This window comes from Streptomyces sp. CB02414, from assembly GCF_001905385.1.
Classification (GTDB): Bacteria; Actinomycetota; Actinomycetes; order Streptomycetales; family Streptomycetaceae; genus Streptomyces.
The window spans coordinates 67,186-78,950 of sequence record NZ_LIPF01000013.1 but is presented as its reverse complement, the minus strand read 5'-3'; the positions used below and the strand labels follow the sequence as shown (position 1 = coordinate 78,950).

At 72.3% G+C, this 11,765-nt stretch carries 12 protein-coding genes; 5 read left to right on the top strand and 7 right to left on the bottom strand.

Annotated features, from left to right (window positions below; genetic code table 11):
- Positions 1-61 precede the first annotated feature (61 nt).
- The 4 genes from AMK11_RS33800 to AMK11_RS33785 are packed head-to-tail and all read left to right on the top strand — an operon-like array spanning position 62 to position 3,631.
- Complete coding sequence (locus tag AMK11_RS33800; RefSeq protein ID WP_073731943.1) at positions 62-1,165, top strand: aliphatic sulfonate ABC transporter substrate-binding protein; 1,104 nt, start codon at positions 62-64, stop codon at positions 1,163-1,165.
- A gap of 36 nt (positions 1,166-1,201) precedes the next feature.
- Positions 1,202-1,996 (top strand): ABC transporter ATP-binding protein, encoded by a 795-nt coding sequence (locus AMK11_RS33795; RefSeq protein ID WP_073731942.1) that lies wholly within the window; start codon positions 1,202-1,204, stop codon positions 1,994-1,996.
- Positions 1,983-2,879, top strand: a complete 897-nt coding sequence (locus AMK11_RS33790; protein WP_073731941.1) for an ABC transporter permease — start codon at positions 1,983-1,985, stop codon at positions 2,877-2,879. The genes AMK11_RS33795 and AMK11_RS33790 overlap by 14 nt, the downstream gene beginning before the upstream one ends.
- Positions 2,880-2,887: 8 nt before the next feature.
- A complete protein-coding gene (locus tag AMK11_RS33785; RefSeq protein ID WP_073731940.1) occupies positions 2,888-3,631 on the top strand; it encodes a sirohydrochlorin chelatase in 744 nt (247 codons plus the stop codon).
- Positions 3,632-3,646: 15 nt separating this feature from the next.
- On the opposite strand, the gene AMK11_RS33780 is transcribed toward AMK11_RS33785, so the two are convergent.
- The 6 genes from AMK11_RS33780 to AMK11_RS33755 all read right to left on the bottom strand — a co-directional run bounded on the left by AMK11_RS33780 (position 3,647) and on the right by AMK11_RS33755 (position 9,829).
- Positions 3,647-4,195, bottom strand: a complete 549-nt coding sequence (locus AMK11_RS33780; RefSeq protein ID WP_073731939.1) for a DUF1697 domain-containing protein — start codon at positions 4,193-4,195, stop codon at positions 3,647-3,649.
- Positions 4,196-4,442: 247 nt separating this feature from the next.
- Positions 4,443-5,696 (bottom strand): glycosyltransferase, encoded by a 1,254-nt coding sequence (locus tag AMK11_RS33775; RefSeq protein ID WP_073731938.1) that lies wholly within the window; start codon positions 5,694-5,696, stop codon positions 4,443-4,445.
- A complete protein-coding gene (erm(O), locus tag AMK11_RS33770) occupies positions 5,693-6,472 on the bottom strand; it encodes a 23S rRNA (adenine(2058)-N(6))-methyltransferase Erm(O) (RefSeq protein WP_073731937.1) in 780 nt (259 codons plus the stop codon). Before erm(O) ends, AMK11_RS33775 begins: the two co-directional genes overlap by 4 nt.
- A gap of 290 nt (positions 6,473-6,762) precedes the next feature.
- Positions 6,763-8,052: an ABC transporter substrate-binding protein gene (locus tag AMK11_RS33765; protein ID WP_073731936.1), complete on the bottom strand. Its 1,290-nt coding sequence runs from the start codon at positions 8,050-8,052 to the stop codon at positions 6,763-6,765.
- Positions 8,052-8,885 (bottom strand): carbohydrate ABC transporter permease, encoded by an 834-nt coding sequence (locus AMK11_RS33760; protein ID WP_073731935.1) that lies wholly within the window; start codon positions 8,883-8,885, stop codon positions 8,052-8,054. The genes AMK11_RS33765 and AMK11_RS33760 overlap by 1 nt, the downstream gene beginning before the upstream one ends.
- Positions 8,882-9,829, bottom strand: coding sequence for a carbohydrate ABC transporter permease (locus AMK11_RS33755; RefSeq protein ID WP_073731934.1), 948 nt, complete (start codon positions 9,827-9,829; stop codon positions 8,882-8,884). Before AMK11_RS33755 ends, AMK11_RS33760 begins: the two co-directional genes overlap by 4 nt.
- A 152-nt stretch (positions 9,830-9,981) precedes the next feature.
- Between AMK11_RS33755 and AMK11_RS33750 the strand changes: the two genes are divergently transcribed.
- The gene (locus tag AMK11_RS33750) at positions 9,982-10,845 is read left to right on the top strand and encodes a phosphotransferase enzyme family protein (RefSeq protein WP_073731933.1); all 864 of its coding nucleotides are present in this window, start codon (positions 9,982-9,984) and stop codon (positions 10,843-10,845) included.
- Between the two features lie 159 nt (positions 10,846-11,004).
- On the opposite strand, the gene AMK11_RS33745 is transcribed toward AMK11_RS33750, so the two are convergent.
- Positions 11,005-11,727: a 3'-5' exonuclease gene (locus AMK11_RS33745; RefSeq protein ID WP_073731932.1), complete on the bottom strand. Its 723-nt coding sequence runs from the start codon at positions 11,725-11,727 to the stop codon at positions 11,005-11,007.
- Between the last annotated feature and the right edge of the window lie 38 nt (positions 11,728-11,765).

Below are 11,765 nucleotides of genomic sequence, written 5' to 3'. Positions count from 1 at the left end.
ACCTGACACCTCGGACCAACCGACAGGCGTGAGCGCCGGGCCAACGAGAGGAACACCTCCCGTGCCTGCCACCAAGCCCCTGCGCCGCACCCTGGCGGTCCTCGCCGCGCTGCCGCTGCTGGTCCTCGCCGGCTGCGGGTACGGCTCCCAGGCCAAGGACGACGGGGGCGTGGAGATCGCCGCCGGGGCCGAGAAGATCGACGGCCTCGACTCGGTCCGGGTCGGGTACTTCGGCAACATCACGCACGCCACGCCGCTGGTCGGCAACCAGAAGGGCTTCTTCCAGAAGGAGCTGGGCGCCACCGAGGCCAAGTACGCGGTCTTCAGCGCGGGCCCGTCCGAGATCGAGGCGCTGAACTCCGGTTCCATCGACATCGGCTGGATCGGCCCGTCGCCGGCGATCAACGGCTACGCCAAGTCGGAGGGCAAGAACCTGCGGATCATCGGCGGTTCGGCCTCCGGCGGGGTGAAGCTGGTGGTGAACCCGGACAAGATCAAGTCGTTGGAGGACGTCAAGGGCAAGCGCATCGCCACCCCTCAGCTCGGCAACACGCAGGACGTCGCGTTCCTCAACTGGGTGGCCGAGCGGGGCTGGAAGGTCGACGCGCTCAGCGGCAAGGGCGATGTGACGGTCGTCCGCAGTGACAACAAGGTGACCCCGGACGCCTTCCAGTCCGGTTCCGTCGACGGTGCGTGGGTGCCGGAGCCGACCGCCTCCCGGCTGGTCGCCCAGGGCGGCAAGGTGCTGCTGGACGAGTCGACGCTATGGCCGGACGAGAAGTTCGTGATCACGAACATCATCGTGCGACAGGAGTTCCTCAAGGAGCACCCGAAGGTCGTCGAGGCGGTGCTGAGGGCGTCGGTCGACACCAACGAGTGGATCGAGGCCAACCCCGACGACGCCAAGGCCGCGGCGAACGCGCAGCTGGAGAAGGACACCGGCAAGGCCCTGCCCGCCGGCGTCCTGGACCCGGCGTGGGAGTCGATCCGGCTCACCGACGACCCGCTGGCCGCCACCCTCGACGCGCAGGCCGACCACGCCGTCGAGGCGGGCCTGCTGGAGCAGCCCGACCTGAACGGCATCTACGACCTCACGCTGCTCAACAAGGTCCTCAAGGCCAAGGGCGAGCCCGCGGTCGACGACGCCGGACTCGGCGTCAAGTAAGCCCGGAACCCGACCCGTCCCCAGGAGGTGACGACCATGGCCACGACCACGACCCTCGCCAAGGCCGACGAGGGCACCGCGGCGGCCACGCACGCCGCCCGGATCGAGCATGTCTCCAAGTCGTTCGCCGGCCCCGCGGGGCAGCAGCTCGTGCTGGACGACATCTCCCTCGATGTCGCGCCCGGCGAGTTCGTCACCCTCCTGGGGGCCTCCGGCTGCGGCAAGTCCACGCTGCTGAACCTGGTGGCGGGCCTGGACAGGCCCAGCGTCGGTTCGATCACCACGGACGGGCGTCCGGCCCTGATGTTCCAGGAACACGCCCTGTTCCCGTGGCTGACGGCCGGCAAGAACGTCGAACTCGCCCTGAAGCTGCGCGGCGTGCCCAAGTCCGAGCGCCGCGGCAAGGCGGAGGAACTCCTCGAACTCGTACGGCTGGGGGGCGCGCACGGCAAGCGGGTGCACGAGCTGTCCGGCGGCATGCGCCAGCGGGTCGCGATGGCCCGGGCACTCGCCCAGGAGAGCAAGCTCCTGCTGATGGACGAGCCCTTCGCCGCGCTCGACGCCATCACCCGCGACGTCCTGCACGACGAACTGACCCGCATCTGGCGCGAGACACGGCTGTCCGTCCTCTTCGTCACCCACAACGTGCGCGAGGCCGTCCGGCTCGCCGAGCGCGTGGTGCTGCTGTCCTCGCGCCCGGGGCGCATCGCCCGCCAGTGGACGGTCGGCATCCCGCAGCCGCGGCGCATCGAGGACGCCGAGGTCGCGGAACTGTCCGTCGAGATCACCGAAGAACTGCGTGGGGAGATCCGCCGCCATGGCCAGCACTGACACGACGCGCCCCGCGAAGGAGGGCGGCGATCTCGCCGGTCTGGAGGCGGGCCTGGACGCGCTGGAGACGGTGCAGCAGGGCCGCACGCCCTTCCGGCGGACCCTCGTGGAGAAGATCCTGCCCCCGACCGTCGCCGTGCTCCTGGTCCTGGCGGTCTGGCAGGGCCTGGTCTCCTTCGAGATCGTCGACGACCCCACCAAGCTGCCCGCCCCGTCCGACGTCTGGGCCGTGGTCCACCAGGCGTGGCTCCAGGGCGAACTGCTCGGCTACATCTGGACCAGCGTCTCGCGCGGCCTGTCCGGCTTCCTGCTGGCGCTGCTGATCGGCACGCCGCTGGGGCTGCTGGTGGCACGGGTGAAGTTCGTGCGCGCGGCGATCGGCCCGATCCTGTCCGGCCTCCAGTCCCTGCCGTCGGTGGCCTGGGTGCCGCCCGCCGTGATCTGGCTGGGCCTGAACAACTCGATGATGTACGCCGTCATCCTGCTCGGCGCGGTGCCCTCCATCGCCAACGGCCTCGTCTCCGGCGTCGACCAGGTCTCCCCGATCTTCCTCCGCGCCGGCCGCACCCTGGGCGCCACCGGCCTGAAGGGCACCTGGCACATCGTCCTGCCGGCCGCGCTGCCCGGCTACGTCGCCGGCCTCAAGCAGGGCTGGGCCTTCTCCTGGCGCTCCCTCATGGCCGCCGAGATCATCGCGTCCTTCCCCGACCTGGGCATCGGCCTCGGCCAGCTCCTGGAGAACGGCCGCAACGCCAGCGACATGGCCATGGTCTTCGAGGCCATCCTCCTGATCCTGATCGTCGGCATCGCCATCGACCTGCTGATCTTCAGTCCGCTGGAGCGGTGGGTGCTGCGCAGCCGCGGCCTGCTGGTGAGGAGCTGAGAGGCGCCATGTCCGCTCCGGTCCTCCTCGTCATCGCCCACGGCAGCCGCGACCCGCGGCACGCCCGGACCGTGCACGCCCTGGTGCGCCGGGTCAGGTCGCTGCGCCCGGACGTACGGGTGGAGACGGGCTTCTTGGACTTCAACGTGCCCTCGGTGCAGGGCGTGCTGGAGTCCCTGGCGACGGAGGGTGTGCGGGACGTCGTGGCCCTGCCCCTCCTGCTGACCCGCGCCTTCCACGCCAAGGCGGACATCCCGGCGGTCCTCGCGGACGCGCCACCGCGGCTGCGCATCCGCCAGGCGGAGGTGCTCGGCCCCTCCCCCCTGCTCCTGTCGGCGCTGGAACGGCGCCTGTACGAGGCGGGCCTGACGCCCGCCGACAAGTCCTCGACCGGGGTCGTGCTGGCCTCGGCGGGGTCCTCCGACCCGGAGGCGATCGCAGTGATCGCTGAAATCGCGCGGGAGTGGCGGCACACCGGTTGGTGCGCCGTGCGGCCTGCGTTCGCCTCCGCATCCCTTCCCCGCACCGAGGACGCGGTGCGGGAGCTGCGCGAGCTGGGCTGCGCCCGCGTGGCCGTCGCCCCGTACGTCCTGGCCCCGGGCTTCCTGCCGGACCGCATCGCGCGGGGCGCGGCCGGGGCGGACGTACTGGCCGACGTCCTCGGTCCCTCGCCGGAGGTGGCGCGGGTGCTGCTGGAACGGTACGAGGCGGCGCGGGTACCGGTGCCGGTGCTGGCGGCGATGGGGGCGTGAGGCCGGCTGCCTTGCTCAGGCCCCGGTCAGCTCCACGAGCTTGGTGACGGTGTTCCAGTTGCGGGTGGTGGCGATCAGGCCCTTGGTGAGCCGTGGTTTGGCCAGGGCCTCGGCGAGTTTGGAGCGGCCGAGGCCGTTCGGCGCGTACAGGTACAGGGCGCGGTCGCCGAGGCGGAAGTCCTCCGGCTGGAAGGCGGACCGGTCGACCGGCGAGAAGCGTTCCTCGTCGACCGGCGCGGAGAAGTAGGTGACGTGGAGCTGCTTGGGCTCCAGGTCGGCGGCCGGGAAGGGGCAGGCCTCGGCGACCGCCCCGAGGTAGGCGTGGTCGCGGACGATGACGTCCACGGGGAAGCCGAAGCGCTTCTCGATCGCCCGCGTCAACTCGGCGGCCAGCGAATCCTCGTCGCCGTGCCCGGCCGCGAACACCGCCTGTCCGCTCTGGAGATGGGTGCGTACGGCGTCGTGGCCGAGCTCCTCCAGGAGTGCGCGCAGCTCGGCCATCGGGAGCTTCTTCGCGCCGCCCACGTTGATCCCGCGCAGCAGCGCCGCGTACATCGTCGTCATGCGCACACCATAGAACGGCCGTCGTGCCCCGTGGGGGCGGGCACGACGGCCGGGTCCGCGCGCCGGGCGGACGTGCGCGCCACTTTCGCCGATGAGGTGTCCGTGGTTCAACCACTACGCGCGCCTGTGACTTATTCAACAACGTTGTTGTAAGGGGCCCGTGTCCTCGACGAGGGGGCAAGGACGCCGAGGGCCCGTCGGTTCGGGGGAACCGGCGGGCCCTCGGTGTGTTCTCCTCGCCGTGCGGTCAGGCTCTCGCCGCCGCCAGTTCGGCCTCGATCAGGTCGGCGGCCCGCCGGGTGCCGCCCTCCTGTGCCATCCGGGTCTGGATCTCCTTCAGACGCCCCGCCACCTCCGGGTCGTCGACGAGGTCGAGGCCGGCGGTGCGCAGCGCCTCGGCGGTGGCCTCCTCGGTGGGGAGGTGCCGGGCGACGCCGAGCCCCTGGAGCATGTCCGCGTTGACGAACTGGTCCGCGGCCTGCGGCACGGCGATCATCGGCGTGGCGGTGGCCAGGCCCTCCTGACTGCCGCCGGCGCCCGCGTGGGTGACGAACAGGTCGGCCTGCTGGAGGACCGCCAACTGCGGCACCCACGACCGCACTTCCACGTTCTCCGGTACGGCGCCCAGCTCGCCGGCGTCGACGTGCCTGCCGATCTGGAGCACCACGTGCCAGTTGGGCAGCCCGGCGAAGGCCTCGACGCACTCACGGTAGAAGGCGGGCTGCTTCGTGAACGCCGACCCGAGGGAGACGAGGACGACCTTGCCGGCGCCCTCGGGACGCCGCCACTCCCCCTCGGCGGTGCGGTCGCCCTGGCAGGCGCCGACGAACGTGTACGCCTTCTCGTCCACCCGGTCTGCGTTGGGCTGGAGCGCCTTCGGGATCAGCACCAGGGAGCGGGCCGGGCGGCCGACGAACGGGTCCGGGTGCATGGTGATCCCGTTCTCCTCCAGCCAGGCGTGGAAGCGGGCGTAGTACGCCTGGCCGCGTTCGGTCTTCAGCGGCTCCTCCCACATCGGCTCGCCGACCTCCTTCTCGTACCCCTCCCACGCCACCATGCACGGCGAGAGGGAGACCACGGGCACGTCCCAGCGGTGGCCGAGGACGCGGGCCGGGTAGGAGGCGATGTCGTGCAGGATCAGGTCCGGCTCGTCGCCCTCGTACGCCTCGGCGAGCTGCGGGAGCGCGTGGATCGCGTCGTTCAGGAACGGCTCGACGTTGTCCAGCAGCGTGGTCCCCCACGCCTCCGGGTCGGCGTCGGGGCCGGGCAGCGTGCTGTTCCACAGCTTGGGTTCGGCGCCCGCCTCGGCGACCTTGTCCGCGAAGGCGGGCGGGATCGCGTAGGTCACCCGGTGTCCTCGCGCGACGAGCTCGCGGATCACCTCCAGGCTGGGGTTCACGTGGCCGTGCGCGGCGATGGAGAACATGGCGATGTGAGCGGGGCTGGTCATGCGCACAGCGTATGCGAGACGAGACGTCTCGTACAACTCATTTGCGCTCATCCGGTCAGCTCCGCGTGCAGCCGCAGCCACCGCTCGGGCGACACCTCGCCCACGAGCGCGCCCGGATCCAGGTGTGCTGCCCGGAACGCCGCGTCCACCCGGCGCCGCGGGTGGGCCCGGCGCAAGGAGGCGTGCAGCGATCCGCCGACTCCGGAGAAGCCCAGTTCGACGAGGTCCCGCCAGCTCCGGTGAGCGGCGCCGGCGAGCAGCGGGGTGGGGCGGCGTTCGATGCGGAGGATTCCGGCATCGACGCGGGGCGCGGGCCGGAAGCCGTACCGGCTCACCCGCCCGGCCAGCCACCATGCGTGCTGGGGCCAGGTGCGGACCGTCAGCAGGGTCCAGCGGCCGTAGTCACCGGTGCGTTTGCGGGCGTACTCCAACTGTGTGATCAGTGTGGCGTCGGTGAGGCCGGGTGTGGTGAGGCACCAGTCGACGATGTCCGCCGTGCGGGAGAACGGCACGTTCCCGGCGACGGAGAACGGTGTGCGCGGGGGTCGCGCGGCGAGGAAGTCACCGGCGACGACGCGGACGTGGGGGGTGTCCGAGAAGCGGGCACGGAGCCCGGGGACGAGCCGGGTGTCGATCTCGTAGGCGTACAGCTCCCGGCTGCGGCGGGCGAGCGGCACGGTGAGCGCGCCCTTGCCCGCACCCACTTCGAGGACGAGGGACGGGTGACGGCTGTCGGGAGAGGCGAGCCGGGCAACGCGCTCAGCCGCCGCGCGGTCGGCGAGGAAGTTCTGCGAGAGCGTGCGGGCACGCTGGGTGGGGCGGGCCATGGCCTGCGGTCCTTGTCTTCCGTGAAAGGGGGAAAGGGCAGCCGAAGGCCCTGACCGGAAGACGAAGGCAGAAGGAGATGCGGAGGTACGGCCCCACCGCGCGCGTCGGGCGCGTCAGCGGCGGGGGGACCCCGGGCCGGTCAGGGCTCCGGGGCCACGACGCATCCTGATGGAGTACGTGCAGCCCCGGCCGAGACCGGAGTTGATGATCGCGTTGAAAGCTGCCACGGAGGCGACGTTAGGCGGGTGCGCGCCCGGCGGGCAACGGCTTTTTCGCGCGCGGGCGGCCGTCACCGCTGATAGCGGGCGAGTACGAGGTTGCCGTCCTCCTCCAGTCGTTCGCGCAGCTCCGCCATGCCGATCGCCCCGCTGTAGTACTCCTGGAGCGCCGGGGTGGCCACCTTGTCCTTCCACTCGGGATAGCCCCGGACGGACTGCGCGGGCGCCGGGCTCAGGTGGCCCGCGAGGGCGGTGCCGGTCGCCCAGCCGTGCTCGGGGGTGTGCAGGGCGGGGTCCTTCAGGGCCTGGGTGCCGGTGGGCAGCATCCAGTCGCCGAGGGCGAGGCGCACCATGTTGTCCGGCTGGAGGAGGAAGTCGACGAAGGCGGCGGCCTCCTTCTTGTGCGGGCTGTCCTCGGCGATGGACAGGGTCTGGGGGCTGACGCCCTGGGTGAGGCCGTCGGCTCCCGCCGGGGCGGGCAGCACCTGCCAGTCGAAGCCGTCGGGCGCCTGCTGCTCGATCTGCTGGCGGTAGGAGAAGCCGAGCGGCACCATCGCGTACTTGCCCGCGAAGAAGCCGGGCAGGGTGTCGGAGCCGCCGCTGCCGAGGGTGGTGGAGGAGGCGCTGCGGTCGGTGTTGACCTGGTCGTGGATGGTGCGCGGGACGACCTGGTCGCCCTCCTCGAAACGGACGGTGACCTTGCCGTCCGCGCCCCGGTGGAACAGCTGCCCGCCGGTGGACAGGGACAGGTTGAGCGTGGCGGACACGGGCTCCTTCAGCGGCCAGGCCACCCCGTACCGCCCGTCGCCGCTCAGCCGCTTCGTCACCCGGCGGAACTCCTCCCAGGTCCAGGGGTCCTCGGGCGTCGGGACCCGGACGCCGGACTCCTCGAGCAGGTCCGCGTTGGCGATCAGTACGCGCGGTTCCTGGAGGAACGGCACGCCGTAGATCCCGTCGCCGAAAGTGACCGTCTCCCAGCTGCGCTCCGGGATGCCGGTCCTCAGCCGGTCGGACAGCAGGCCGGTCAGGTCGGCGAGGTAGCCGCCGTAGGCGAAGTCGGCGAGGTCGTCGGAGGCGTCGTGGATGATGTCGGGCGCCTCACCGCCCTCGAAGGAGGTGAGGAGCTGGTCGTGGACGCTGTCCCAGCTGCCCTGGACGTATTCGACGCGTACGTCGGGGTGGGTGGCGTTCCACTCCCGCACCAGCTCCTTGTTGGCCTCGACGGACTCCTCCTGCCAGGCCAGGGACTGGAAGCGCAGGGTGATCCGGCCGTCGTCCGCTCCGTCGCCGCCGCCCGAGCAGCCCGCGAGCAGCAGGGTGAGGGCGGCCAGCAGGGTCGCGATCCGCGTGCGTGCGGTCATCAGCTCTTCACCGCCCCGGCGAGCATGCCGCCCGTGATCCGCCGCTGGATGAGGGCGAAGACGACGAGGGAGGGCAGGGTGGCGAGGAACGCGGCCGCCGCGAGCGGGCCGAGGTCCGCGACGCCCTCGGCGCCGATGAAGTGGGTGAGGATCACGGGCAGGGTCTGTTTCTCCGGTGTCTTGAGCAGGACGAGGGCGAAGAAGAACTCGTTCCACGCGGTGATGAAGGCGAACAGGGCCGTCGCCACGATCCCCGGCGCGAGCAGGGGCGCGGTGACGGAGACCAGGGTGCGCAGCCGCCCGGCGCCGTCCACGGCGGCCGCCTCCTCCAGCTCGGCCGGCACCGCGCGGACGTACCCGGCGAGCATCCACAGCGCGAACGGCAGCGACCACACGACGTACACCATCACCAGCCCGGGGACGCTGTTGATCAGCCGCAGGTTCTTCAGGATCAGGAAGAGCGGGATGATCAGCAGCACGAAGGGGAAGGCCTGGCTGACCACGACCCACCCGGTGGCCGCCCGCGCGAGCCGGCCGCGGTGGCGGGCCATGACGTAGGCCATCGGCGTCGCGATCAGTACGGCGATCACGGCGGCGCCGAGCGCGGCGAGCAGGGAGTTGAGGGCGGCGCGCAGCAGCGGCTGTTCGTCGAAGGCCTGCCGGAAGTTGTCAAGGGTGGGGTTCTCGGGGATCCAGGTGGGGTGGAGGCTGCCCAGCTCCTGGGGCGGTTTGAAGGCCGTGGAGATCAGCCAGAGGAAGGGGAAGGCCAGGAAGACGAGGTACGCGAGGAGCGCGGCGTACTGGCCCACGCGGGCCGGGGTCGAGGTCCTCACGCCTCGTCACCTCCCTTGAGTCCGCCCTTGAGCCGGCCGGCGAGGAAGACGGCCAGGACGATCGAGATCACGGCCACCATGACGCAGCCCATCGCCGCCGCGTAGCCGAACTGGCCGTAGCGGAACGCCTCCTCGTAGGCGAAGAGCATGGGCAGCCGGGTCCGGCCGCCGGGGCCGCCGTTGGTCAGCACGTAGACCAGGGCGAAGGAGTTGAAGTTCCAGATGAGGTTGAGCGCGGTGATGGCGAGGGCGACCGGTCTGAGGGCGGGCCAGGTGACGGTGCGGAAGCGGCGCCAGGCCCCGGCGCCGTCGACCGCGGCGGCCTCGTGGAGCTCGCGCGGGGTGTTCTGGAGTCCGGCGAGCAGGGCGACCGTCGTCTGGGGCATGCCGGCCCAGACGCCGACGACGATGACGGCGGGCAGGGCGGTGGCGAGGCCGCTGAGCCAGTCCCGGCCGTCGCCGAGGCCGAGGTCGCGCAGCGTCTCGTTGAGGATGCCCGCGTCCGGGTTGTAGACCAGCCGCCACATGATGCCGACGACGACCTCGGGCATCGCCCAGGGAATGATCGCCAGGGCACGGGCCAGCCATCGCATCCGCAGATTCTGGTTGAGGAGCAGGGCGAGGCCGAGCGCGAGCAGGAACTGCGGGACCGTCACGCCGACGGCCCACAGCAGCCCGATGCGGAACGACTCCCAGAAAAGGGTGTCGTGCAGCAGGTCCTGGAAGTTGAGCGTGCCGATCCACTGCGTGGGCTCGGTCCGGCCGGACTGGGCGTCGGTGAACGCGAGCAGGATGCCGTAGAGCAGCGGTCCGACGCTGAGCACCAGGATGGGGATCAGCGCGGGCAGCACCAGGAACCAGGCACCGTGGTCCGGGCCGCGCCGCGGCCGGTCCCCGCCGGGCACGCGGCGCGCCGGTCTCCTCCGCTCAGTCACCAATGTCACGTAATCAGCCCCTTTGCGCGGCTCGGACGGGCCTGGTCATGGTCGTGAAGGCGCCGCGCCCCGTCAAGGGCCCGCGCACACGCTCCGACCTGTGCGAATGCGACACTGGCGGACGGATGGCGGGAACCCGGCGGACACGGAGGCAGGCGACGATGGACGAGGCACGGGCGCGGGAGGTGCTGGCCGAGGCGGGGGTGCTGCCCGGCGCGGCGCGGGAGGCGCGGCTGCTCGCCCTCGGCGAGAACGCGGTGTTCGCCGCCGGTGACCTGGCGGTCAAGGTGGGCCGGGACGCGGAGCTCCTCGGCCGGGCGCGCCGGGAGCTGGCCGTCGCGGTATGGCTGGAAGAGGCCGGTGTGCCGGCGGTGCGGGCGGCCGACCCGACGGCACTGGTCGTCGACGGGCACCCGGTGACCGTGTGGCGGCGGCTGCCCGACCCGGTGCGGCCCGCCGAGCCGCGGGACGTGGCCGTGCTGCTGCGACTGGTGCACGAACTGCCCTCCCCCTCCTTCGGGCTGCCGCCCCGCGAACTGCTGGGCGGTGTGGAACGCTGGCTGCGGCTCGCGGGCGACGTGATCGACCCGGCGGACGCCGCGTATCTGCGCGAGCGGCGGGACGGCTTCGCGTCGGCCGCCGCCGCGCTCACCCCGCACCTGACGCCGGGCCCGATCCACGGCGACGCGCTGCCCCGCAATGTGCACGTCGGTCCCGACGGCCCCGTCCTGGTCGACCTGGAGACCTTCTCCACCGACCTGCGCGAGCACGACCTGGTGGTGCTCGCGCTCAGCCGGGACCGCTACGGGCTGCCCGCCGACGCGTACGACGCCTTCACCGCGACGTACGGCTGGGACGTGCGCGAGTGGGACGGCTGCGCGGTGCTGCGCGGCGCCCGCGAGACGGCCAGCTGCGCGTGGGTGGCACAGCACGCGCCGAGCAACCCCAAGGCGCTGGCGGAGTTCGAACGCCGGGTGGCGTCACTGCGGGACGGGGATCCGACGGTGCGGTGGTATCCGTTCTGACGCCGGACCGGGCTCGCTGCGCCGAGGGCGGCCACCAAGCCCGGCTCGGACCCGCCGCGTCGACGGCGGCCACGGTGCCGGAACGCCTCCCGCTGACCCGGGCGAGTCCGAGACGCGGGGCTCGGACGCTCCGGCCCCGGGCCGGGCCGGAGCGCCGGGTCAGACCCGTTCGCCGGCCGGCTCGCGCAGGGGCCATCTGCCGTCCACCACGGCCGTGGCGTCGCCCTTGCGGCGCAGGAAGCTCTGGAAGTCCGCCGCCCACTCGGCGTACCACTCGATCTGGCGGTGGTGCAGGTCCGCCGGGCCGAGGGACGCCACCTTGGGGTGGCGGCCGGCTATCGCGCAGGCCAGCCGGGCGGCGGCGAGGGCGTCCGCGGTGGCGTCGTGGGCGGCGTCGAGCGGGACGCCGTACTCCTTGCAGACCGCTTCGAGGTTCCGCTTGCCGCGGCGGTAGCGGTCGACGGAACGGTCGATGGTGTACGGGTCTATGACCGGGGCCGGGTCCAGGCCTCCCAGGCGGTCGCGCAGGGACGGCAGGCCGTACCGCCGCAGTTCGGCGGAGAGGAGGGTCAGGTCGAAGGCCGCGTTGTAGGCGACGACCGGGACGCCCGTCTTCCAGTAGGCCGCGAGTACACCGGCCACGGCGTCGGCCACCTGGTCGGCGGGGCGGCCCTCGGCGGCGGCCCGCTCATTGCTGATGCCGTGGACCGCCACCGCGTCCGCCGGGATCTCCACACCGGGGTCGGCCAGCCACTCCCGGCGGCCCAGCGGCTCCCCGCCCCTGACCTCGATCACGGCCCCCGTGACGATGCGCGCCTCGTGCGGGTCGGTGCCCGTCGTCTCCAGGTCGAAGCCGATCAGCAGCTCCCGGTGCCAGCCCATGGGCGGTCCCCCTTCTCGGTGGTGCTTTCCCCCAGTGG

Bases quoted from the DNA above. Each gene is read 5' to 3' on its own strand.
- AMK11_RS33765 (WP_073731936.1), bottom strand. From the start codon at position 8,052: ATGACCGCACGCACGCGGATCGCGACCCTGCTGGCCGCCCTCACCCTG.
- AMK11_RS33775 (WP_073731938.1), bottom strand. From the start codon at position 5,696: ATGAGCGCAAATGAGTTGTACGAGACGTCTCGTCTCGCATACGCTGTG.
- AMK11_RS33795 (WP_073731942.1), top strand. From the start codon at position 1,202: ATGGCCACGACCACGACCCTCGCCAAGGCCGACGAGGGCACCGCGGCG.
- AMK11_RS33745 (WP_073731932.1), bottom strand. From the start codon at position 11,727: ATGGGCTGGCACCGGGAGCTGCTGATCGGCTTCGACCTGGAGACGACG.
- AMK11_RS33750 (WP_073731933.1), top strand. From the start codon at position 9,982: ATGGACGAGGCACGGGCGCGGGAGGTGCTGGCCGAGGCGGGGGTGCTG.
- AMK11_RS33780 (WP_073731939.1), bottom strand. From the start codon at position 4,195: ATGACGACGATGTACGCGGCGCTGCTGCGCGGGATCAACGTGGGCGGC.
- AMK11_RS33785 (WP_073731940.1), top strand. From the start codon at position 2,888: ATGTCCGCTCCGGTCCTCCTCGTCATCGCCCACGGCAGCCGCGACCCG.
- AMK11_RS33790 (WP_073731941.1), top strand. From the start codon at position 1,983: ATGGCCAGCACTGACACGACGCGCCCCGCGAAGGAGGGCGGCGATCTC.